The sequence below is a fragment of the Luteimonas sp. A649 genome, from assembly GCF_054072735.1.
In genome coordinates this window covers 65,649-87,067 of sequence record NZ_JBSVRQ010000004.1, presented here as the reverse complement: position 1 = coordinate 87,067, position 21,419 = coordinate 65,649, and the positions used below count along the sequence as shown (strand labels likewise).

The following is a 21,419-nucleotide window of genomic DNA, read 5'->3' as shown; positions in this document are numbered from 1 at the left end:
CAAAAACGAAATAGAGGACTCCCCCCGATGAAGCGTTCCCTGATCGCCATTGCACTGGCGGCATCGCTGCCGTTCGCCGCGAACGCGGCCGAAGGCATCTCCTACAACTACCTCGAGGCCGGCTACCTGGCGTCCAACGGCGACATCGACGCCGACGGCTATGCCGCCAACGGTTCGTTCGCCTTCCACGACAATTTCCACGTCTTCGGCGGCTTCAACAGCCAGGAGATCGACAACACCCGCATCGACGTCGACCAGTACCGCATCGGCCTCGGCTACAACCTCGGCATCTCGCAGCGCACCGACCTGCTGGCCCGCGTCGCGTACCAGAAGCTCGACGCCGGCCGCGTGCTTGGCAACGACCTCGAATTCGACGGCTGGAGCACCGAAGTCGGCGCGCGCAGCCTGCTCGCCAACAACTTCGACGGCTACGCGCTGGTCGGTTACGAGGACTACGACGGCGGCATCGACGGCGACTTCTATGGCCGCCTGGGCGCCAACGTCCGCTTCAGCCCGAACTGGGGCATCAACGGCGACGTCAAGTTCAACGGCGACGTGACCGAATGGTTCGTCGGCCCGCGCTTCACCTGGTAAATCCCGTGGCACCCGTGTGACTTCGCGGCGCGACTCTCTCCCCGCTCCGCGATGCATGACCCCGGCCGCAAGGTCGGGGTCTTTTTTTGCGCGCTCCGCCGATTACAGGAAGCTGTAGACCAGGTTGATCGTGGTCAGGGTGTCGGTCTTCTTCGTCCCCGTACCGACATCGGTGTTGTGCCGCAGCTGCAGCCCGGCCTTCAGCGCGAAGGCCTCGTTCATCGCCACCGCCACGCCCAGGTCGTTCTGCGCGAAGGTGTTGTCGCTGCCGGCTTCGATCAGCAATTTGTTGCCGAGCACGGTGTTCTCGGTGAGCCGGTGCGAGAAGTCGACCAGGCTGCGCACGATGGCCCGGGTCTCCACCGAGCCCGTTTCGGCGTCGCGCGCGCGCCGGTAGCCGGGGCCGACCTCGGCCAGCAGGCGGGTGCGTTCGGCATCGATGATCCTGCGGCCATAGCTGATCGCCAGCGTGGCCTGGTAATCGAAAGGAGCGAAGTCGTCGTTCTCGTAGCGGCCGCTGCCGATGAGGTAGTTGTGATCGTCGAACTTGTAGCCGCTGGCCGCGCCGAGTTCGTAGCGGTTGGCGCTGAGGTCGTAGCGCGTTTCTTCGGTGCCGTCGCCATCGAAGTCGCCGGTGGCCTCGCCCTTGGCGCGCATGGCGGCGGCGTACCAGTCGTGCTTCCAGCTGTCGGTCTCGCGGCCGAAGGCAAGCCTGGCATTGAGGTTCTCGGAGCGCGCGTTGCCGCGCGACAGCGCAAAGCCCAGCTCGCCGGTGCCGGACCAGCCTTCGGGCGGCGCGGCACTGGCATCGTCCTGCGCCGAAGCCGGCAGGGGCACGGCGATCAGGGCCAGGGCCAGGACAGGTACGAAACGGGTGGCGCGATGATGCATGGGTGCAGTGATCCCTTGGTCTTGCGGTTTGTTTTCGTGCGCCGCCGGGCGGCGGCGGCTCAGCCGATCAGCTTGCCGGCGTACTCCGCCTTCTGCTCGCGCGCGAGCAGCCGGGCCAGGCCCTCGGCGGGGGTGATGTCGCCATGCAGGACTGCACGGACATTCACCGAAATCGGCAGCTCGACGCCGTGGGCCTCGGCCTGGCGCATGACTTCGTCGGCGGTCTGCACCGACTCCACCACCTGGCCGATCTCGCGCACCGCGTCGTCCAGGCTTTGGCCGCGGCCAAGGGCCAGGCCCAGGCGCCGGTTGCGCGACAGGTCGCCGGTGCAGGTCAGCACCAGGTCGCCGAGGCCGGCCAGGCCCATGAGGGTCTCGGAGCGGCCGCCGATGGCGAGGTTCAGGCGCAGCATCTCGTTGAGCCCGCGGGTGATGAGGCCGGCACGGGCGTTGAGTCCGAGGTTCATGCCGTCGGCCACGCCGGTGGCCACCGCCAGCACGTTTTTCATCGCGCCGCCCAGCTCGGCGCCGCGCATGTCGTTGCCGGTATAGGCGCGGAACGCGGGGCCGTGGAGGATATCGGCCACGGACTGGGCGAAGGCTTCGTTGTCACCGTGGACGGTGACCGCGGTCGGCTGCCCGGCCGCTACTTCCTTGGCGAACGATGGGCCGGTGACCACGGCCAGCGGCACGTCGGTACCCAGCATCTCGCCGGCGACTTCGTGCAGGAACCGGCCCGAGCCGGGTTCGAAGCCCTTGGTCGCCCAGGCCACGCCGGCATGCGCCGGACGCAGCGGCGCCAGCGTGCGGATCGTGTCGGCGAATGCATGCGACGGCACCGCCACCAACACGAGGTCCGCGCCGGCCAGCGTCGTGGCGAGGTCGGTGCCCGCACGCAGCCCGCGCGGCAGGGCGATGCCCGGCAGGTAGCGCGGATTCCCATCGCCGGCGTTGATGGCTTCGGCCACGTCCGCGTCCCGGCCCCAGAGCCGGGTCGGGTGGTCGTGGCGCGCGATCAGCGCGGCGAGCGCAGTGCCCCAGGAGCCCGCGCCGAGCACCGCGACCGCCGGCTTGGCCGGCGATGCGATGGAAGGCTGCTCAACCACCTCAGGCGTTGCCGCCGGTCCCGCTGGTGGCCAGGTCGGTCGCACCGGCAGCCTGCTGCCCGGCCGCGCGCTGGCGCAGGCCCTCGGCGTACAGCGCGTCGAAGTTGATCGGCTGCAGCACGAACGGAGCGAAGCCGCCGGCCTGGATCAGGCTGGCAACGACCTGGCGCGCGTACGGGTACAGGATGGCCGGGCAGTGCGTGCCGAGCATCGCGTCAAGCGATTGCTCGTCGAAGCCCGCCATGTTGAACAGGCCGGCCTGCTGCATCTCGACCAGGTACAGGGTGTCCTCGCCCACCTTGCAGGTGAGGTTGATCCCGAGCACGACCTCGAACGCCACTTCGGAGATCCGCGTGACGCGCTGGTTGAGGTTCATCTGCAGCTGCGGCTGGCCCGTCTCGGCAAACGCCTGCGGCGACTTCGGGGACTCGAACGAGACGTCCTTGACGTAGATCTTCTCGACGGTGAACTGCGGCCCGGCAGGCTGCTCGGGGGCGGCACCGGCGGCACCGTTGGCGTTCGTGGCTTCTTGGTCGGACATCGGGTGTAGCTCCAGCGGAGTTCAGGTAAGAGGAGGATTATCGCATGCCGGGGACGGCTACTTTCCGCGTCCCTTGGCCAGCGGCAGGCTCTCGCCCTGCCAGGCAGCGATGCCGCCTTCGAGCACGTAGACCCGCTCGAAACCGGCTTTGCGCAGGCGCTTGGCGGCGTCGACGGCGGTCGTGCCCATCTTGCACACCGCGACCACGGGCAGCGCCTTGGCGCCGGCCAGGGTCTTGGCTTCGGGGTCGAACTGGGCCATCTGCACGTTCTTCGAACCGGGGATGTGCCCCTTCTCGAATTCGGCCGACGGGCGCAGGTCCACCACCAGCGCGTTCTCGCGGTTGACCAGCGCGGTCAGCTCGGCCGGACGCAGGCCCTTGAAGCCGCGGAACACGCGCATGACCTCGGTGTAGACGATCGCCACGGTGATGCCGGCCAGTGCCAGCGCCAGCATGGGGTTGCGGCCAAGGAAGGCCGACAGTTCTTCGAAATTCACGTTGCGTGGCCTTGCGTCGGCGGGCAGCGATTGTCGCCCAGTGCAGGCGGCGGCGCAAAGCCGGGCCTGCGGCGGCAGGCCTTACTCGCCGCGCCAGAAGTCGGGCAGGCCGCCGGTGATCCACCAGGTGCGCGCCTGCTCGTCGTAGCGCCAGGACTCGCGGTAGCGCAGGCCGCGCTCGGCCATGGTGTGACGGTTGATGACGCCGATGTCGATGTCGCGCACCACGATGTCGCCGGTCGCCTGCTGGGCGCCCATCTCGCGGTAGTGGGAGACCTGGATCTGGTTGAAGCGCTCGAACTCGACCTCGGTCAGTGGATTCTGCTCGCGGTAGCCGGGGTCGACCAGGTTCCAGGCGCCCTCGAAGTCGCCCCAGCGGATCGCGGCCGACCAGGCGTACTGCGCGCGGTTCAGGGATTCGCCCTTGCCGGTGCTGGCGCAGCCGGGCAGCAGCAGCGCGCAGGCCAGCAGCACGAGGATGGCGAAGGCGGTGCGGTGGCGCGTCAGTCGCATGGCAGGGTCCCCGTGGCGTCGGCGGCCATGCTAACCCCTGGCGATGGCGGCGTAACCCGCGCGCAGGGTGGTGGCGATGCCGCCATCGGGCAGCGGCACGGTGGCGGCGATGCGCACCCGCGCGCGTCCGCGGCTGCGCAGCGCGTCGTCGAACGGCGCCCAGCCGCTGCCGTCGGCCAGCGCGGCGGTGGCCTGCAGGTCGCTGAAAAGCGGCGCCAGGTAGCGGATCTCGCTGTCGGCCACGAACACGTCGGCGTCGATGCCGAGCTGGTGGCAGCGCAGGGTGACCAGGCCCCAGCCGGCCAGGGTCATCAGCGACACCAGGCTGCCGCCGAAGGCACAGGCCTTGTCGTTGACGTTCAAGGCCAGCGGCGCGCGCAGGGTGAGCGTGTCGCCCACGCGCGCGGCGATGGCGATGTCCATGGCCGCCACCGGCGGCATCGAGCGGTAGTGCGCATCCAGTGCGCGGAGTTCGTCGTCCAGTTGCATCGAGCGCATTCGGTGTCGTGTCCGTGGGTCGTGGGGCCGCCGCCTTGCGGGCGTCGCCGCGAGGCACCAAGCTGATGCGATGCCTGCGCACGCCACCCCCGGGCGACTGTCCGGATGCTACGTCATCTCACTGCGACCGGTCGGTGGCCACGGCACCGTGCGCCGCGCCGCCGCGGCGCTGGGCGCGCGCACCCTGGCCCTGTCCCCGTGGCGCATTGCGCAGCTTGATGACCCCAACGTACGCGGCACGCTGCAGCGGACGTTGGCGTCGCCGCGGGTGGTGTTCACCAGTCCGGCCGCGGTGGCCGCGGCGGCCACGCTGCAGCCGCTGCGTCCACGCCCCGACCAGGCCTGGGCGGCCGTGGGCGCCGGCACCGCCCTGGCGCTGCGCCGTGCGGGCGCAGGCCACGTCGGATCCCCGGAACGGATGGACAGCGAAGGCCTGCTGGCCCTGCCCTCACTGCGCGATGTCCAGGGCCTGGACGTGGGCCTGGTGACCGCGCCGGGCGGCCGCGGGGTGATCGCCGCGACGCTGGCCCGCCGCGGCGCGCGCGTGCTGCGGGCCAACGTCTACGAACGCGTGCCGATCGCACCGTCGCCACGCGCGGTCGCCACGCTGCGCGCACTGGATGCGCCGGCCTGGCTGCTGCTGAGCAGCGGCGAGGCGCTGGAGCACGTACTGGCCACCCTGCCTGGCGACGCCCTCGCGCGCCTGCAGGAAGCCGCCGTGGTGGCTGCCAGCGAACGCCTGGCCGGGCTTGCCCGCGAGCGCGGCCTGCGTGTGGCCGCCGTCGCTGCCAGCGCGCGCCCCGCGGCGATGCTGGCCCAGTGCTCCGGGGCAGCGCCGAAGCCCTAACATGGGCGCCCCCATCCGCGCATTCCGCCGCACCCTGTGAACGCCACCGAGTCTCCCCAGCCCGCCACGCAGCCCGCGCCGCGACGTCGCACCTCTGCCCTGGCCTGGCTGTTGCTGCTGGTCCTGCTGCCGGTCGCCGGCACCCTGGCCTGGCGTGCCTGGCAGGCCGAGACCGGAGCGCGGCGCGCCGCCGACGCGCAGGAGGCCGTCCGCGTGGATGCGCTCGAGCAGCGCCTGGCCCAGTTCCGCGAAGGCCAGCAGGCGCAGGCCAAACGCATGCAGCAGGCCGAAGCCACCAACCGCCTGCTTCGCGATGAACTGCTGGCCATCGGCCAGCGCGCCGCCCTGTTGGAAGAGAGCGTGCAGCGCCTGGCCGATCCGGCGCTGGACGCCGCGCGCGCCCTGCGCCTGGACGAGATCGAACTGCTGCTCGCCCAGGGCCAGCAGCGCCTGTTGCTTGCCGGCGACCTCGAAGGCGCGCGCCGGGCCTACGCCCTGGCGGCGCGCCTGCTCGACGCGCTGACCGACCCCGCGGACATCGACCTGCGCCAGGTACTGGCCCAGGAACGCGCGGTGCTCGACGCGCTTGGCGCGGACCCGCGGGTGGCCGCCGTCGCCCGCATCAACGCCTTCGAGGCCGATATCGGGGCCTTGCCGGCGGGCCTTCCGACCACGGATCCCGCCTCGGACGCGGCAGCGCCCTGGTGGCAGCGCCTGGCCGGGCGCATCGTCGCCGTCCGCCGCAGTGATGATCGTCTGGCGGTGGACTCCGGCGAACAGGCCGCCGGACTCGCCGCGCTGCGCCTGGAGCTGGCGCTGGCACGCACCGCCGCCGAGCGCCGCGACGGCAGCGGGCATGCCGCAGCACTGGCGCGGGCGGCGACCTGGCTGCCGCGGCTGTGGCCGGATTCCCCCGCGCGCGACGCGCACCGGCGCGAGCTGGATGCCATCGCCGCGATGCCGCTCGAGCTCGCGCTGCCCGAGCTTGGCACCACGCTGGACCAGCTGCGGCTTCGCCGCGATCGTCCCGCGGCGGCGCCTGTCCCCGCGCTGGCTGGCTGAACGCAGGCTCGCGGTCCGGTGGCCATGAACACAGCCACGACATCCCCGTCGCTACGGTGGTCCGAGTATCTGGAGGTCTGCCATGAACCTGTTCCGCAACCTGCTTGTCTGGATCCTGCTGGCCATCATCGGCGCGCTCGCCTGGAACCTGCTCGCCCAGGATCCCGGCTACGTGCTCGTGCGCTACCGCGGCTGGGACTACACCACCAACCTTCTGTGGGTGTCGGTGGCCGTGGTTGTCGCGCTGTTCGCACTGTGGCTGCTGTGGTCGCTGGTGGCGGTGCCGCTGCGCGCCTTCCGCCGCCGCCGCGAGCGCCAGTCGCGCGAACGCCTGGGCACGGGGCTCGAAGCCCTGCACCAGGGCCATTACGCGCGCGCTGAAAAGCTGCTGCCGCAGGCGTCCGACGAGAGCGACGCCGCGGTTGCCCGGCTGGCCGCGGCCCGCGCCGCGCTGGCCCGCGGTGACCATGCCGCCGCGCGCAGCCACCTGGATGCGATCGACGCACGCCACGCCCTGACCCGCGCCATCGGGCGCGCCGAGCTGGCCCTGGCCGAGGGCCGCCCGACCGATGCCCTTGTGGCGTTGGACGATCCCGATGCGCAGCCGCTGTCGCCCCGAGGCCTGGCCCTGCGCGCCGACGCATTGGCGTCGTCCCGCCAGGCCGCCGAGGCCTATTCGCTGCTGGGTGCGCTGCGCCAGCAGCAGGCCTGGCCGGACGCGGCGCTGGCCGATCGCGAGCGCGTGTGGGCGGCGCAGGCGCTGGACGAGGCCACCGACGCCAATGCGCTGGCCGAGCGTTGGGAAGTCCTGCCCAAGCCCCTGCGCAGCGAGCCCGCCGTGGTCGCGGCCTATTCCGAACGCGCCGCCGCGCTGCGCTGGGAGGACGCCGCGACGTCGAGCATCGAACACGCGCTGGACACGCGCTGGGACGAAGACCTCGCCCTGCGCTACGGCCGACTGCCGGTGGAGCGCATCGAGCACCGCGAAGCCGCGGCGCAGCGCTGGCTGCAGCAGCACCCGGGCAGCCCGGCCCTGCTGCTGACCCTCGCCCGATTGGCGCGCGCGCGCGGCCAGTGGCCGCAGGCCGAGGACCATCTGCACCGCGCGATCGCGCAGGGTGCCGGCGCCGAGGCCTGGGAAGAGCTGGGTGACGGCCATGCCATGGCCGGTGACGACGCCCGCGCCCGCGCCGCCTACGCCAACGCACTGCGCGCGCAGCGTGGTGAAGCGGTCACGCCGTTCGCGGACCGCGACCTGCGCCAGGGCATCCACGACGCCGCCGCCATCGAGGACCGCGACGAACACGGCATGCCGCGCCTGCGCGAGTGAGCCCGCTCAGCGCTCCAGGATCGCGACCACGCCCATGCCGCCGGCGGTGCAGATCGAGACCAGCGCGCGGCCGCCGCCGCGTTCCTGCAGCTGGCGCGCGGCGGTCGCAACCACGCGCGCGCCGGTGGCGGCGAAGGGATGGCCGGTGGCGAGCGACGAGCCCACGGGATTGATCTTCACCGGGTCGATGCGGCCCATCGGCGCGTCGAGTCCGAGCCGGTTGCGGCAATAGTCCTCGCTCTCCCAGGCGCGCAGCGTGCACAGCACCTGGGCGGCGAAGGCCTCGTGGATCTCGTAGATGTCGAAGTCCTGCAGCGTCAGATTGTTGCGCGCGAGCATCTCGGCCACGGCCACGGTCGGCGCCATCAGCAGGCCCTCGCCGTGGACGAAGTCGACCGCCGACACGTGCGCGTCGCGGACGTGGCACAGCACCTCGTGGCCGTGCTGCGCCGCCCACTCGTCGGTGGACAGCAGGCAGGCGGCGGCGCCGTCGGTGAGCGGCGTGGAATTGCCGGCGGTCAGCGTGCCGCGGCCCGACGTGCGGTCGAAGGCCGGCTTCAGCGTGGCCAGCTTTTCCAGCGTGCTGTCGGCGCGCAGGATGTTGTCGCGCGACACGCCCCGGAAGGCCACGATCAGGTCGTCGAAGAAGCCGCGCTCATAGGCCGCGGCCAGCTTGTGGTGCGACGCCACCGCGAGCTCGTCCTGCGAGTCGCGCGCGATGTTCCACTCCTTGGCCATGTCCTCGCAGTGCTCGCCCATCGACTTGCCGGTGCGGGGTTCGGCCACGCCCGGGAAGTCAGGCTTCAGTTCGCCCAGGCGGAAGCCTTTGAACTGCGCCAGCTTGTCCTTCGTGGTCTTGGCCGCATTGGCCGCGAGCAGCCGGCGCCGCAGCGCGCGACCGTAGACGATCGGCACGTCGGAGGTGGTGTCGCTGCCGCCGCCGATGCCGCTGTCGATCTGGCCGGTGGCGATCTTGTTGCCGATGGTGATGATCGAATCAAGCGACGTGCCGCAAGCGCGCTGCAGGGTGATGCCGGGGGTCAGCGGTGACAGCCCCGACGACAGCGCGGCTTCGCGGCCGAGGTTCCAATCGCTGGAGTGCTTGATGACCGCACCCATCGCGACCTCGCCCAGGCGCTGGCCGTGGAGGCCGAACTTCTCCACCAGCGCGCCCAGGGTGCGCACCGACATGCCGAGGTTTCCGACGTCGGAGTAGGCCGTGTTCTGGCGGCAGAAGGGAATGCGGACGCCGCCGAGGACGGCGACGGGGCGACCATGCAGCATCTGGGACCTCGCGGGCGACCCACCGACCATGGCGGGCATAATGGAGCGAGTTTAGCGCCGCCCATGCGCAGGGCCAATGAACAAGACCGCATCCAATCCCCCCCGTAGCCCGCGAGTGCTCGGCGCGCTCGCGCTGGAGCTGGCACCGGGCACCCGCGCCGCGCGCGACGCGGTCCCGCAGGCCGACGGCGGCGCACTGGCCGCGCTGGTTGCCGCCGACCTCGCGAAGTTCGCCCCAGATGCCACCGGGCTCGACCTGACCCTGGTCGCGGCGCACTTCGACCCGGTCGAACTGCTGCGCCCCGGCTGGCCCCTGCACCAGGAGCTGTGGCAGCTCGCCGCCAAGGCGCCGCGCGCGCCGGGCGGCGGCGCACGCGTGCTCGCGTTCGGCAGCCACGAAGGACAGCTCCCGGGCGCGCTGTCGCCCGCGCCCGAGTACTCCGGTGGCCCCTTGCGGCTGCTGCCCTTCGTCCTCGACGGCGACGCCGCCGCGCTCGCCCGCGTGTCCGCGCGCTGCGAGGCCGACCTGATGGAAGAAGGCATGGCCGGTGCCGGCACCGCGCTGGCGGCTCAGGAGGCCTTCGGCATGCAGGTCGAGCACGCGCGCTACCTCACCGTGCACGACCTCTGTGCGCTCACCGCGATGCAGTACGAGCACGCCGGACTGGCGCCGCTGTGGCCGGTGCTGGAAACCGCGCTGCTGTCGCCCACGCGCGAGGCCTGGCTGGACGCGCCGCCGGAACCGCTGCTGCGCTATGCCGCGGGCGAGGTGCGGATGGCCTTGTTCACGCATGCCGGCTGGCTGGCCCGCCATGCCCCGGACGCCGCAGGCGCCGACGATGAGGCGCGCGCCCGGCTTGAGCGCCTGTACGCCCACTTCGAAGCCCGCCAGCGCCAGCTGTCCAGCCTGCTGCGCGCCCATGGCCTGGCAGTGGAGTTCATCCACTGCCGCGGCGACGCGCGGGCGGAGCTCGAGGCCCCGCCCGCGCGCTGAGTCACATCGACTGCGTGATCACGCCGCAGGCCAGGCGCGCACCGGCGTTGCCGGTCGGCTGGGTGGCGTAGTCGTCCGGATCGGCGTGCACGATCACCCCGCGGCCGAGCACGTCCGACGGCGCGCCGTCGGCAAGCGTGGCGCCGTCCAGGCGAGTGTCGATGATCGCCACGCCGGTATCGTCGGCCACGATGTTGTCGGTGTCGCCGACGTGGTGTTCGTCGGAACCGATGCGGCCGTGGGCCGCGCCCGCGGGATTGAAGTGGCCGCCGGCACTGGTGGCGTCGGGCGCGCTGCAGTCGCCGGTCTCGTGCACGTGGAAGCCGTGCTCGCTGTTGGGTGGCAGGCCGTTGACCTGGCCGGTGATCGCGACGCCGCCGTCCACGGCGGCGAACGCGATCTCGCCGGTGACCGAATTGCCCTCGGTCGCCGACAGGATGGCCACCGTGTGCGCTGGCGGCGTGGTGGTCATGTCGGGCGCGGTGTCCGCGGGCATGGCCGTCGGTCCGGCGGGAGGCGTTGCCGCCGCGTCGGGTGCATCCTGCGGCGGGTTGCAGGCCGCGAGGCCGAGTGCGAGCGAAGCCGCAAGCAGGGTCGTCTGGATCGTGCGCATGGGTGTTACTCCTGTTCCAGTGAGGCGCCGTCGGGCGCGATGGTGATGACGCCGCAGGCGATCCGCGCGCCGGTCGCGCCGGCGGTGGAGCCGAGCACGACGAGCGAACGCCCGGCGATGTCGTTGGCCGAGCCGCCGCCGAGCACGGCGCCGCGGACCCGCTGGTCGACGCGGGCCACGCCGCGTTCGTTGGCGATGATGCGGTCGCTGCCACCGTCCAGCGCGCCGCTGCCGCTGGCATCGAAGTACGGACCGGCGCTGGAGGCGTCGACAGCACTGCAGTCGCCCAGTGCGTGCACCTGCAGGACATGGGCGCCATTGCGGCTGAGGCCGCCGACGTCGCCGCCCAGGCGCACGCCGTCGGCTTCGGCGCGCAGGGTGATGCGGCCGCTGGCCAGCGTGGCCGAGGCCGCGGTCAGGTTGGCATGGGCCAGGCGCGCGGTGCCGGCATCCGCGCGCGGCGGGGGCGGCAGTGGCACGGGCTCGCGCTGGGCGGGCGGCGTGCTGGCACACGCGGCGAGCAGGCCGGCGGCGACAAGGGCGGTGATCGGGTGACGCATCGGTCTCACGGTGGTTCGCGGAAGCGACAAGGGTAGCCGCGCCGCGGTGTCGGATACGTGAGCCACGGATTCAGCGTCCTGGGCGGCGCGCACCGAGCTTTCGCGTCAGCGTGTTGCGCCCCAGGCCGAGGCGGGCGGCGGCCTCGCTGCGACGGCCGCCGGTATGCTCCAGCGCGACATCCAGCAACACCTGGTCCAGGCGCTCGCGGGCTTCGGCATGGATGCCGTCGCCGTGCGCGGCCAGCTTCGCGCGCGCCCAGTCACGCAGGTGGGCGGCCCACTCCGGGCCTTCGCCGGCTGCGGGCGCACTGGAGGCGCCGGTAGCAACCTTGTCCGGCCCCAGCGCATCCGCGAGATCCGCCGCGCCGATGACGTCACCCGGCGCCAGCGCGGCCAGCCGCCAACAGACGTTCTGCAGTTCGCGCACGTTGCCCGGCCAGTCGTACCCCTGCAGGCGCTCGAGTGCCGGGCGCGACAGGCGCTTGGGCGACGCGTCGAAGCGCCCCGCCGCGCGCTGCAGGAAGCCTTCGGCCAGGCGCGGGACATCACCCCGGCGCTCGCGCAGCGGCGGCAGCCGCAGGCGCACCACGTCCAGGCGATGCAGCAGGTCGGCGCGGAAGCTGCCGTCGCGGACCTTGGCCTCGAGATCCTGATGGGTGGCCGCGACCACGCGCACGTCGACGCGGATCAGCTCGCGGCCGCCGACGCGGAAGAACTCGCCCTCGGCCAGCACGCGCAGCAGGCGCGTCTGCAGCGGCAGCGGCATGTCGCCGATCTCGTCGAGGAACAGGGTGCCGCCGTGGGCCTGCTCGAAGCGGCCGACGTGGCGGCGCTGGGCGCCGGTGAAGGCGCCGGCTTCGTGGCCGAAGAGTTCGCTTTCCAGCAGCTCTGCGGGAATCGCCGCGGTGTTGAGTGCGACGAAGGGCCCGCGCGCGCGCGGCGACTCGCGGTGCAGCGCGCGCGCCACCAGTTCCTTGCCGGTGCCGGTCTCGCCGGTGACCAGCACCGACAGTGGCGCCTGCGCCAGGCGGCCGATGGCACGGAACAGCTGCTGCATCGCTGGTGACTCGCCGAAGAGCATGTCGTCGCCGTCGGTCGCGCTCGCCACGGCGGCCGGGACCGTGGCTGCGTCGCCGACCTTGCCCAGCGCGCGCGCGGCCAGGGCCACGGCGTCGTCGAGGTCGAAGGGTTTCGACAGGAACTCCTGCGCGCCGCCGCGGAACGCCCCGGCGGTGCTGGCAACATCGGTGTGCGCGCTCATCACCACCACCGGCAGCGATGGCAGCCGCCGCTTCAAGGCATCGAGCAAGGCCAGGCCGTCGTCGCCGGGCATGCGGACATCGGTGAACAGCAGCTGCGGTCGCGCGCCACCGCGGTCGAGCGTGGACAGTACGTCGGTCGCGGACTCGAAGCCGGTAACCGCGTAGCCCGCCTCGCGCAGCGCGGTGGCGAGCACGAAGCGCACCGCACGGTCGTCGTCGACGACCCAGATGCGGGCACCGTCAGTGCTGGTCATCACCCTTCTCCTCGACATTGCCAGCCACGCCTCGCGCCGGATCCGGGACCTCGTGACCCGAGTCATCAACCGCGATCGCCGCTGCATAGGGCAGCAGCAGGGTGAAGACGGTATGCCCCGGCCGCGATCGGTAGGCGAGGCTGCCGCGGTGCTCGCGCGCCGCCTGCTGCGCCATCGCGAGGCCAAGCCCGCTGCCCTCGGCGCGACCCGACACCAGCGGCACGAACACCTGTTCGGCCAGCTCCTCGGGCACGCCGCGCCCGTCATCCACGATCTCCAGGCGCAAGGCGAGCGCGTGCAGCACGCTGCCGATGCGCACGCCGTGCTCGGCGCGCGTGCGCAGCACCACTTCGCCCGCGCCGGCTTCGAGGGCGTTGCGAACCAGGTTCCAGACGGCCTGCACCATCCGGTCGGGATCGCCCTCGATCTCGGGAAGGCTGGGGTCGTAGTCGCGCGTCAGCTTCACCGCCCACCCGGCGTCGGCCTCGGCCAGGCGCAGCACGCGCTCGAGTACGGCATGCACGTTGAGCGGGGCGTGCGGCCGCGGCGGCGCGGGATCGAGCATGCGGTCGACCAGCTGCGCCAGGCGCGCGACCTCGGAGTCCACAAGCTCCACCAGTTCGCGCGCGGAGGCGTCGCCGCCGGGAATGCGCCGCGCCAGCAGTTGCGCCGCACCCTTGAGCCCGGCGAGCGGATTGCGCAGCTCGTGGGCCAGCCCCTTGAGCGCTGCCGACATGGCCAGGGGCAGGGCCGCGACCGGGTCGCCGCCGGGGAATTCGTCGACCGGATGCAACTCCAGCAGCCAGCCGCCGGCCTCGCGCGGGGTCAGCCAGGCCTCGGCGAACCGTGGCGCGGCACCGGGATACGCGAGCGGCAATCGGGGCAGGCGAAGCACGCCGGGCGCAGCCGAAGGATGGTCCGCGCCCCGGTCGCCGGAAACCGCGCGCGCCAGCGCATCGCCCTGCGCTTCCAAGGCCCCCAGCGGGAGGCCCGCCAATCTGCGCAGGGACACGCCCAGCCACTGCCCGCTCGCCAGGTTCCCCGCCTCGATCAGACCCATGGCCGACACGGCCAGCACGGGCGTGCTCAGCTGGTCATGGGCGCGATCGAGTCCGGGCTGCATTGCACCAATCTAGTGCATGCCGGGGGCGATGGCACCTGGAAGATGCCTGTCACCCATGCAGGGCCGCGCCTCGTCATCGGGCAGTCCTGCACCCCCGTGCCGATGCGATCCGCGACACGCGTCAGTCCGCGCCCTGTGTCGCAAGCCCCGCCCCATCGGGCAGCGTCAGCGCATGCAGCACGCGCAGGTCCTCGACGTCGAGCGTCGTCTGCGCATCACCGCGGAAGCGCAGGCGGAAGGCGCGGATCGTAGCCTCCGGGTTGCTGGTGTCGTAGCCCACCAGCCGCAGCGCGCGCATGGCATCGAAGCCTTCCGGCGCCGGCGGTGCATCGTCGGCCGGCCAGATTCCGAACCCGGCCTCGGCCAACCGCTTCCACGGGAACAGCGCACCCGGGTCGATCTTGCGCGACGGTGCGAGGTCGGAATGGCCGATCACCTGGCTGCGCGGGATGCGCAGGCGTTCGCACAGGTCGTCGAGCAGGCGCAGCAGCGCTTGCACCTGCGGCTCGGTGAAAGGCTCGCGGCCGTTGTTGTCGATCTCGATGCCGATCGATGCCGAGTTGAGGTCGGTGATCGTGCCCCAGCGGCCGCCGCCGGCGTGCCAGGCGCGGTGGCCGTCAGCGACGAGCTGGTAGATCGCACCGTCATCGCCAACCAGGTAGTGCGAGCTCACCGGCCCGCCGCTGTTGCGCGTGCGCAGGGTGTGCAGGCTCTGCTCGACCGAGTCCTGCTCGGTGTAGTGCAGGACGATGACGACCGGGCGTCGTTCGTCGTGGTTGGGCGACGGCACCCAGGTCGCCATCGGATTGCGAGGCGGCTGGTGGGCGCAACCGGCGAGCAGGGCAAGGCAAAGGACTGCCGCAAGGGGTTTGACGTTCATGCGGCAATCGAACCTCTGATGGCCAGGCAATGCAAGGTGGCGGAAGAAGCGGCGCCGTGACCTGAGGGGCCCCGCCGCGGCCGGGAGGCCTTCGCGGCTCATGTCCCCCGGCATCCGCCTGGCGGCGGATGCCTCCTCCTTTACTTCCCCGCGAAGGCCTCCCGGCCACGACGGGGCTCGGCGTTGCTGCAGGTGCGCGGGATACCGGCTTTGCTCCTGGGGCCACTGCGTATTGCTGCGCACCGGGGGCCAAGGCCCTTGAGAGCGAAGTCAAGGAGGAGGCGATGGCCGCAGGCCAGCGCCGGGGGACATGAGCACTCAAGGGCCTTGGCCCCCGGTACCTCGGCACCTCGGCGCCCCAGCGCCCTGCGTCAGATCGCGTAATACATCTGGTATTCCAACGGATGCGTCGCCGAGCGGAACGCAGTGACCTCCTTCATCTTCAGCGTGATGTACGCGTCGATGAAGTCGTCGCTCATCACGCCACCCGCCTTGAGGAACTCGCGGTCGGCGTCGAGCGCTTCCAGCGCCTGGTCGAGCGAGTGGCAGACGGTCGGGATGCCCTTGGCCTCTTCCGGCGGCAGGTCGTAGAGGTCCTTGTCGCTGGGGCCGCCCGGGTCGATCTGGTTACGGATGCCATCCAGGCCCGCCATCATCAGCGCGGTGAAGGTCAGGTAGCCGGCGTTCATCGCATCGGGGAAGCGGAACTCGACACGGCGCGCCTTGGGATTGGACACGTAGGGGATGCGGCAGGACGCGGAGCGGTTGGACGCGGAGTACGCCAGCATCACCGGCGCCTCGAAGCCCGGCACCAGGCGCTTGTAGCTGTTGGTGCTCGCGTTGGTGAAGGCGTTGATCGCGCGCGCGTGCTTGAACACGCCGCCGATGTACCACAGCGCGGTCTGGCTCAGGCCGCCGTAGCCGTCGCCGGAGAACAGGTTGGTCCCGCCCTTCGCCAGCGACTGGTGCACGTGCATGCCGCTGCCGTTGTCGCCGACCAGCGGCTTGGGCATGAAGGTCGCGGTCTTGCCGTTGCGGTGGGCGACGTTCTTGACCACGTATTTGGTGGTCAGCAGTTCGTCGGCCTTCTGCACCAGCGAGCTGAACTTGGTGCCGATCTCGCACTGGCCGGCGTTGGCGACTTCGTGGTGATGCACTTCGATCTCGATGCCGACCTGCTCCAGCGTCTTGCACATCTCGGCGCGGATATCGTGCAGCGAGTCCAGCGGCGCCACGGGGAAGTAGCCACCCTTCACGCCGGGCCGATAGCCGGTGTTGCCGCCCTCGTACTCGCGACCGGAGTTCCACGCGGCTTCTTCGGAGTCGACGTGGAAGAAGGTGTGGCCCATGTCGTTGGCATAGCGCACGGAATCGAAGATGAAGAACTCGGGCTCGGGGCCGAAGAAGGCCTGGTCGGCGATGCCGCTGGACTTGAGGAAGGCCTCGGCGCGACGCGCGATGCCGCGCGGATCGCGGTTGTAGGCCTGCATCGTGGTCGGATCGAGCACGTCGCAGGTGAGCACCATCGTCGGGTCGGCGGTGAAGGGATCCAGGAAGGCGGTGCCGGGATCGGGCAGCAGCACCATGTCCGACTGGTGGATGCCGCGCCAGCCGCCGATCGAGGAGCCGTCGAACATCTTGCCGTCCTCGAACAACGCCGGCTCGATGACCGACACCGGGTAGGTGACGTGGTGCTGGACGCCGCGCATGTCGGAGAAGCGCAGGTCGACGAATTCGACCCGGTGGTCTTTGATCAGCTTTTCAACGGTGTCGAGGGACATGGAGGGCTCCGGTGCTCAAGGATGGGTCCCGGGCGCGCCCGGGTGTCGGGGAGGAAGTATCGCAAGCGCCGTGCCATGCCCCAGGTGATTGAATTCCTTGGGGCAGACCGGGACGGCAGCCCCGCACTGCACCAATCAGGTGCGGATCCAAGATAGATCGCACCAAACGGGTGCGGCCAGGGCATCGGCTATGCTGCCGCGTTGATCGCCGCGGCCGCCCGGCCTGTGGCCATCCTCCCCACCCACAGCACGACCACCGCCTGGATCCTGACCGATGACCGACCCGCTGGCCGCCCTGCTCCTGGGCATCCTTGAAGGCCTGACCGAGTTCCTGCCGATCTCCAGCACCGGCCACCTGCTGATCGCCCAGCGCTGGCTGGGCGCGCGCTCGGACTTCTTCAACATCGTCATCCAGGCCGGCGCGATCCTCGCCATCACCCTGGTGTTCCGCGAGCGCATCACCGCCTTGGTGACGGGCCTGGGCGACGCCCGCAACCGCGACTACGCGATGAAGCTCGCAGTCGCCTTCCTGGTCACCGCCGCGGTCGGCCTGCCGGTGCGGCTGCTGGGTTGGGAGCTGCCGGAGACGGTCACGCCGATCGCCTGGGCGCTGGTGATCGGCGGCGTGTGGATGATCGTCGCCGAACGCCTGGCCGAACGCCGCCCCGACGGCACCGACGTCACCTGGACGATCGCCATCCTGGTCGGCCTGGCGCAGGTGCTGGCGGGCGTGTTCCCGGGCACCTCGCGCTCGGCGGCGGCGATCTTCATCGCCATGCTCGCCGGCCTGAGCCGGCGCCGGGACGCAGCCGAATTCGTGTTCCTGGTCGGCATCCCGACCATGTTCGCGGCCAGTGCCTACACCTTCCTCGAGCTCGCGATGGACGGCGGGCTGGGCGGCGAAGCCTGGGCCGACGTCGGCATCGCCTTCGCCGCGGCCACGATCACCGGCTTCATGGTGGTCAAATGGCTGCTCGGCTACATCGAACACCACCGGTTCACCGGATTCGCGGTGTATCGCATCCTGCTCGGCGCGGCGCTGCTGCTGTGGTTGCCGGTGGGCGATTGAGGTCCACGCAACCCCGTTCCCGCGCATTGCGCGTTAACCCAGGTCCCTGCCCCGGAGCCACACCATGAAGCCACTGTTCGCACTTGTCCTGCCGCTCGCGCTGGCCGCCTGTTCGCCCGGCACCAACGACGCCGCGCCCCCCGCGACACCCTCGCCCGCCGCGGCCCCGGCGGCGCCCGGCACCGCGCCCGCACCGGACCTCGCGGCCACGCTCGGCGCCCACCACTGGCAGCTCGACGCCGCGACGGCCGCCGATGGCAGCCGCATCGACGCCCTCTTCGCGAACACCGACGCCGCGCTGCAGCTTGATTTCGCTGACGGCCGGGTCTCGGTGTCCAACGCCTGCAACCACATGGGCGGCGACTTCAACCTCGAGGCCGACGCCGTCGCCTTCGGCCCGATGGTGAGCACCCAGATGGCCTGCGCGGAACCACTGATGGCGATGGAGCGCGAGGCCCACACCCGGCTGTCGGGCAGCCATGCGCTCGCGCTCGACGGCGGCGAGCCACCGCGGCTTGCGCTCACCAACGGCCTGGGCGACCGCCTGGTCTTTATCGGCGCGCCCACCGCGCGCACCCGCCATGGCGGCGAGCCCGAGCGCGTGTTCCTTGAAGTCGCCGCCGAGCGCGTCGACTGCCACCATCCTCTGATGCCCGAGTATCGCTGCCTGCAGGTCCGCGAGATCCACTACGACGACAGCGGCCTCAAGCAGGACATCGGCGAATGGGGGCCGATGTACGAAGAGATCGAAGGCTTCGAACACACGCCCGGCGTGCGCACGGTGCTGCGCCTGGACCGCTACCAGCGCCAGAACGTGCCGGCCGACGCATCGGCCGTGGTGCACGTGCTCGACATGGTGGTGGAGCAGGAGCAGGTGGCTGCCGCCGAATAGGCGGGAGTCGCGAGGCGGCGGCGGCCGGATCCTCCTGCGGGAGGGGCTGTCGCAGCGACGGGGTCCGTCGCCATCGCAGCTATAGCTGCGATGGCTGCTCCCACAGGTCGCTGGTGCAGTCGTCTCAGGCGTGGGAAGCGTGCAGGCTGTAGCTGCCCCAGGTGGCGGCTTCGGCCAGCACATGGCCCTGCATTGCCCGCAGCACGTCGCCGGCGGTGAACCGTTCCGGCAGCTCCAGCCGCTCGACGTCCAGCGCGAACACCCGGAAGAAATAGCGGTGCACCCGCAGGTCGTGCGGCGGCGGGTACGGACCGTCGTAGCCCAGCCAATCGCCGGCCATGTCGGCGTCGGCGGCAAACCAGCCGGTGTAGTCGTTCAGGCCCTGGCGCGTGCCGGCCGGACCGGCCGGCGCGCGCTTGCCGCCCTTGGTCACGCCCTCGCTGCAGCTGCCGGCGGCGATCGCGGTGACCTGCGGCGGGATGTCCACCATCGCCCAGTGCACGAAGTCGCCGCGCGGATGGTCGACCGGGATGTCGGTCCCGTCGTCCGCGGCCAGCGCCGGGTCCGTGGGCGCGTCGGCATCGATGCAGAGCAGCGCGAACGAGCGCGTGCCGTCGGGCGCGTCGCCCCAGGACAGCTGCGGATTGCGGTTGCCGCCCAGGCCGTCGGGCGCGCCGAAGGCGAACCCGACGGGGATCGGCTGGCCGTGGGCGAAGCTCTCGCTTGTGACGTGCATGGTCGTGCTCCTCGGGGTCAGGCGTCCGGATAGCCGAAGCGGCGCGCCACCGGCGCCAGCGCCGCGAACGGTCCGGCAAGCAGGTCGGCATAGCTGCGCCACGCGCCGGCGCTGAAGCGCGGGTTGCCGAAGAGGCCGCGTGGCGGCGTTGGCAGCTTGACGCCAAGCGCCTCACCCATCCGGGCGGACATCGCCGGCGGGTCGTCGGCGATGTCATCGACGCGCAGCAGGTGGTGGGCCACCAGGTCGAGTTCATGCAGCGTGGCGATCTGGGCGAGCGCGACGGCCAGCCAGTCGGCCGCGGCCTGCGGCGTCCCCGCCGTGAACGGCGTGCTGGCGCCGAACGCGATCCAGTCCATGAGCATGTCGCGCGGGTCGCGCAGCATGACCAGCAGCCGCGCCTCGGGCAACGCCGCGCGCACCACCGAGGTGTAGCTGTTGTCCCACCACGGCAGCCAGTCGATCACCGCGCCACGGATGCCGCGTCGCGGCAGTGCGGCGCGCCAGGTGTTGATCACCGTTGGTGCATCGAGCTTGCCGGCGGCGACGCCCGTCCAGGAACCGATGTCCTGGAAGACATCGGCCGGTGGCGAGCCGCCGACGCGGTCGTCGCGGAAGGTCGGCACGGGGCGCAGGAGTTGCGCACCGCGCTCGGACAGCCCGCCCGGCAGGCCCAGCAGGAACGCCACCGGCGGGGCGTCGGGTGCCGGGGCCGCGGCTTCGGGCCATTCGGCCGGCGCAGGGGTGGCCTCGGGCAGCGGCAGGCGATTGCCGGGAGCCGCTGCGTCGGGCCGGTTCCAATGCGCCAGCGCGCCGGCGAAATCGCCCGTGCGGTGCCGCGCCAGGCCCAGGCGCACTTCAAACGTCGCCTTCGCTTCCGGGCGCAGGTTTTCGCGCCCAAGCACCGACTCGATGCGCCGCAGCGCCTGTGCAGGATCGGTCTCGAGCAGCGCGTCCGCCAGCCGCACCTCGGCGCCGAAATGGCCCGGGGCGAGTTCCAGCAGCGCGTGCGCCGCGGCCGCGACGTCCGACGGTCGCCCTTCGCTGGCATGGAAGGCCATCTCCGCATCCAGGGCATTGATCGACGTGGGGCTGTGCCGGCGCCAGCGTTCGATCAGCCTGCCGGCGGCCTCGCCGAACGGGTCGAAGACCAGGCGCGCGCGCCACAGGCCGTCGTTGTCCGGCGCGGTCGCGAGCGCCGCGTCAAGCATCGCCCGCGCTTCGTCGACAGCGCCCAGGCGCCGCCAGGCCTCGACGATCGCGGTCGTGGCGCGGGGTTCGCCCGGCAGCGCGGAGAACGCCTCGCGCAGGTGTTCCAGCGCACGCGCCGGCCGGTCCGCCACGAGCTCGAGCTCGCCGGCAAAGCGCCGGACCTGGGGCGTGGCGGTGGCCGTGTCGGCCAGCAGCGGCGCCAGTTCGTCGATGGCGTCCCGTGGGCGCCCCTGGCGCTCCTGCAGGAGCGCGATCATGAGGCGGGCGTCCCTGCCTGGCGGCGAGATCTCCAGCAGCTTGCGGAAGGCCTGCTCGGCAAAGGCGAAATGGCCCTCGTGGAAATGCGCAAAGGCCAGCGACTGCAGCGTGAGCGCATCGCCGGGGGCCCGCTGCGCGGCCGCGGACAGCTGCGCGACCGCGGCGGCACCGTTGCCGCGACGTAGCGCGATCATGCCCGTCAGCGCCTGTAGCGCGGGGTGCTCCGGCTCCACCCGCTCGGCCAGCCGGACCTGGCGCTCGGCTTCGGCGAGGTCGCCGCGCGCCAGGGCCAAGTGCCCCTGCGTGGCGTAGGCAGCGAAATGGTTGGGGTCAATGCCCACGGTGGCCCGCAGCGCCTGCTGCGCCGCTTCCGGGTCGCGCATGCCGAGCTGGAGGCTGGCGTGTTCCATGTGCAGGTCGGCGTCGTCGGGTGCCAGCGCGATGGCGACGAGGACCGCGTTGCGAGCCGCCTCGAGATCGCCGCTGACGCGCAGCGCCAGCGCCAGCATGCGCTGCGCTTCGACATTGCCGGGAGCCTCGGCGGCAAAGGCGCGTGCTGCATCCAGGGCGGCTTCGGTATCGCCGCCGCGCAGCGCATCGAGGATCTGTTCTTGCATAAAG

At 71.7% G+C, this 21,419-nt stretch carries 22 protein-coding genes; 7 read left to right on the top strand and 15 right to left on the bottom strand.

The window, feature by feature from the left end; translation table 11 throughout:
• The first annotated feature begins 27 nt into the window (after window positions 1-27).
• Complete coding sequence (locus tag ACW5E8_RS13765) at window positions 28-594, top strand: porin (protein ID WP_456966102.1); 567 nt, start codon at window positions 28-30, stop codon at window positions 592-594.
• Window positions 595-696: 102 nt separating this feature from the next.
• Here ACW5E8_RS13765 and ACW5E8_RS13760 read toward each other — a convergent pair whose 3' ends face one another.
• The 6 genes from ACW5E8_RS13760 to ACW5E8_RS13735 form a co-directional block, all read right to left on the bottom strand.
• Window positions 697-1,485 (bottom strand): DUF481 domain-containing protein, encoded by a 789-nt coding sequence (locus ACW5E8_RS13760; RefSeq protein WP_456966100.1) that lies wholly within the window; start codon window positions 1,483-1,485, stop codon window positions 697-699.
• Between the two features lie 59 nt (window positions 1,486-1,544).
• Window positions 1,545-2,573 carry an NAD(P)H-dependent glycerol-3-phosphate dehydrogenase gene (locus tag ACW5E8_RS13755; RefSeq protein WP_456966204.1) on the bottom strand — a complete coding sequence of 343 codons (1,029 nt, stop codon included), beginning with the start codon at window positions 2,571-2,573 and terminating at the stop codon, window positions 1,545-1,547.
• Between the two features lie 19 nt (window positions 2,574-2,592).
• Window positions 2,593-3,132, bottom strand: coding sequence for a protein-export chaperone SecB (secB, locus tag ACW5E8_RS13750; protein WP_456966098.1), 540 nt, complete (start codon window positions 3,130-3,132; stop codon window positions 2,593-2,595).
• A gap of 57 nt (window positions 3,133-3,189) precedes the next feature.
• A complete protein-coding gene (locus tag ACW5E8_RS13745) occupies window positions 3,190-3,630 on the bottom strand; it encodes a rhodanese-like domain-containing protein (RefSeq protein WP_456966097.1) in 441 nt (146 codons plus the stop codon).
• 81 nt (window positions 3,631-3,711) lie between these two features.
• A complete protein-coding gene (locus tag ACW5E8_RS13740) occupies window positions 3,712-4,143 on the bottom strand; it encodes a hypothetical protein (RefSeq protein ID WP_456966096.1) in 432 nt (143 codons plus the stop codon).
• Window positions 4,144-4,173: 30 nt separating this feature from the next.
• The gene (locus ACW5E8_RS13735; protein ID WP_456966095.1) at window positions 4,174-4,641 is read right to left on the bottom strand and encodes a YiiD C-terminal domain-containing protein; all 468 of its coding nucleotides are present in this window, start codon (window positions 4,639-4,641) and stop codon (window positions 4,174-4,176) included.
• Window positions 4,642-4,711: 70 nt separating this feature from the next.
• Between ACW5E8_RS13735 and ACW5E8_RS13730 the strand changes: the two genes are divergently transcribed.
• The 3 genes from ACW5E8_RS13730 (at window position 4,712) to ACW5E8_RS13720 (ending at window position 7,880) form a co-directional block, all read left to right on the top strand.
• Window positions 4,712-5,488 (top strand): uroporphyrinogen-III synthase, encoded by a 777-nt coding sequence (locus ACW5E8_RS13730; RefSeq protein ID WP_456966094.1) that lies wholly within the window; start codon window positions 4,712-4,714, stop codon window positions 5,486-5,488.
• A gap of 36 nt (window positions 5,489-5,524) precedes the next feature.
• Window positions 5,525-6,550 (top strand): uroporphyrinogen-III C-methyltransferase, encoded by a 1,026-nt coding sequence (locus ACW5E8_RS13725; RefSeq protein WP_456966093.1) that lies wholly within the window; start codon window positions 5,525-5,527, stop codon window positions 6,548-6,550.
• 82 nt (window positions 6,551-6,632) lie between these two features.
• The gene (locus ACW5E8_RS13720) at window positions 6,633-7,880 is read left to right on the top strand and encodes a heme biosynthesis HemY N-terminal domain-containing protein (RefSeq protein ID WP_456966092.1); all 1,248 of its coding nucleotides are present in this window, start codon (window positions 6,633-6,635) and stop codon (window positions 7,878-7,880) included.
• Window positions 7,881-7,886: 6 nt separating this feature from the next.
• On the opposite strand, the gene ACW5E8_RS13715 is transcribed toward ACW5E8_RS13720, so the two are convergent.
• Window positions 7,887-9,164 (bottom strand): acetyl-CoA C-acetyltransferase, encoded by a 1,278-nt coding sequence (locus ACW5E8_RS13715; protein WP_456966091.1) that lies wholly within the window; start codon window positions 9,162-9,164, stop codon window positions 7,887-7,889.
• Window positions 9,165-9,240: 76 nt separating this feature from the next.
• Here ACW5E8_RS13715 and ACW5E8_RS13710 point away from each other — a divergent pair, with 76 nt between their 5' ends.
• On the top strand, window positions 9,241-10,158 hold the full coding sequence (locus tag ACW5E8_RS13710; RefSeq protein WP_456966090.1) for a hypothetical protein: 918 nt from the start codon (window positions 9,241-9,243) through the stop codon (window positions 10,156-10,158).
• Window position 10,159: 1 nt separating this feature from the next.
• On the opposite strand, the gene ACW5E8_RS13705 is transcribed toward ACW5E8_RS13710, so the two are convergent.
• The 6 genes from ACW5E8_RS13705 to glnA all read right to left on the bottom strand — a co-directional run bounded on the left by ACW5E8_RS13705 (window position 10,160) and on the right by glnA (window position 16,631).
• The gene (locus ACW5E8_RS13705) at window positions 10,160-10,771 is read right to left on the bottom strand and encodes a superoxide dismutase family protein (RefSeq protein WP_456966089.1); all 612 of its coding nucleotides are present in this window, start codon (window positions 10,769-10,771) and stop codon (window positions 10,160-10,162) included.
• A gap of 5 nt (window positions 10,772-10,776) precedes the next feature.
• The gene (locus ACW5E8_RS13700) at window positions 10,777-11,331 is read right to left on the bottom strand and encodes a superoxide dismutase family protein (protein ID WP_456966088.1); all 555 of its coding nucleotides are present in this window, start codon (window positions 11,329-11,331) and stop codon (window positions 10,777-10,779) included.
• Between the two features lie 70 nt (window positions 11,332-11,401).
• Window positions 11,402-12,847, bottom strand: coding sequence for a nitrogen regulation protein NR(I) (gene ntrC, locus ACW5E8_RS13695; RefSeq protein WP_456966087.1), 1,446 nt, complete (start codon window positions 12,845-12,847; stop codon window positions 11,402-11,404).
• Window positions 12,834-13,970 (bottom strand): two-component system sensor histidine kinase NtrB, encoded by a 1,137-nt coding sequence (locus ACW5E8_RS13690; RefSeq protein WP_456966086.1) that lies wholly within the window; start codon window positions 13,968-13,970, stop codon window positions 12,834-12,836. The genes ntrC and ACW5E8_RS13690 overlap by 14 nt, the downstream gene beginning before the upstream one ends.
• Window positions 13,971-14,091: 121 nt before the next feature.
• A complete protein-coding gene (locus tag ACW5E8_RS13685) occupies window positions 14,092-14,850 on the bottom strand; it encodes an N-acetylmuramoyl-L-alanine amidase (protein WP_456966085.1) in 759 nt (252 codons plus the stop codon).
• 371 nt (window positions 14,851-15,221) lie between these two features.
• Window positions 15,222-16,631 carry a type I glutamate--ammonia ligase gene (gene glnA, locus ACW5E8_RS13680; protein WP_456966084.1) on the bottom strand — a complete coding sequence of 470 codons (1,410 nt, stop codon included), beginning with the start codon at window positions 16,629-16,631 and terminating at the stop codon, window positions 15,222-15,224.
• Window positions 16,632-16,905: 274 nt separating this feature from the next.
• Between glnA and ACW5E8_RS13675 the strand changes: the two genes are divergently transcribed.
• Both ACW5E8_RS13675 and ACW5E8_RS13670 read left to right on the top strand, forming a co-directional pair.
• Window positions 16,906-17,700 carry an undecaprenyl-diphosphate phosphatase gene (locus ACW5E8_RS13675; RefSeq protein WP_456966083.1) on the top strand — a complete coding sequence of 265 codons (795 nt, stop codon included), beginning with the start codon at window positions 16,906-16,908 and terminating at the stop codon, window positions 17,698-17,700.
• Window positions 17,701-17,764: 64 nt separating this feature from the next.
• A complete protein-coding gene (locus ACW5E8_RS13670; RefSeq protein WP_456966082.1) occupies window positions 17,765-18,592 on the top strand; it encodes a DUF4377 domain-containing protein in 828 nt (275 codons plus the stop codon).
• A 124-nt stretch (window positions 18,593-18,716) separates the two neighbouring features.
• On the opposite strand, the gene ACW5E8_RS13665 is transcribed toward ACW5E8_RS13670, so the two are convergent.
• Both ACW5E8_RS13665 and ACW5E8_RS13660 read right to left on the bottom strand, forming a co-directional pair.
• Window positions 18,717-19,328: a YbhB/YbcL family Raf kinase inhibitor-like protein gene (locus tag ACW5E8_RS13665; protein WP_456966081.1), complete on the bottom strand. Its 612-nt coding sequence runs from the start codon at window positions 19,326-19,328 to the stop codon at window positions 18,717-18,719.
• Between the two features lie 17 nt (window positions 19,329-19,345).
• Entirely contained in the window at window positions 19,346-21,415 is a 2,070-nt protein-coding gene (locus ACW5E8_RS13660) for a tetratricopeptide repeat protein (protein WP_456966080.1), read from the bottom strand.
• Window positions 21,416-21,419 lie beyond the last annotated feature (4 nt).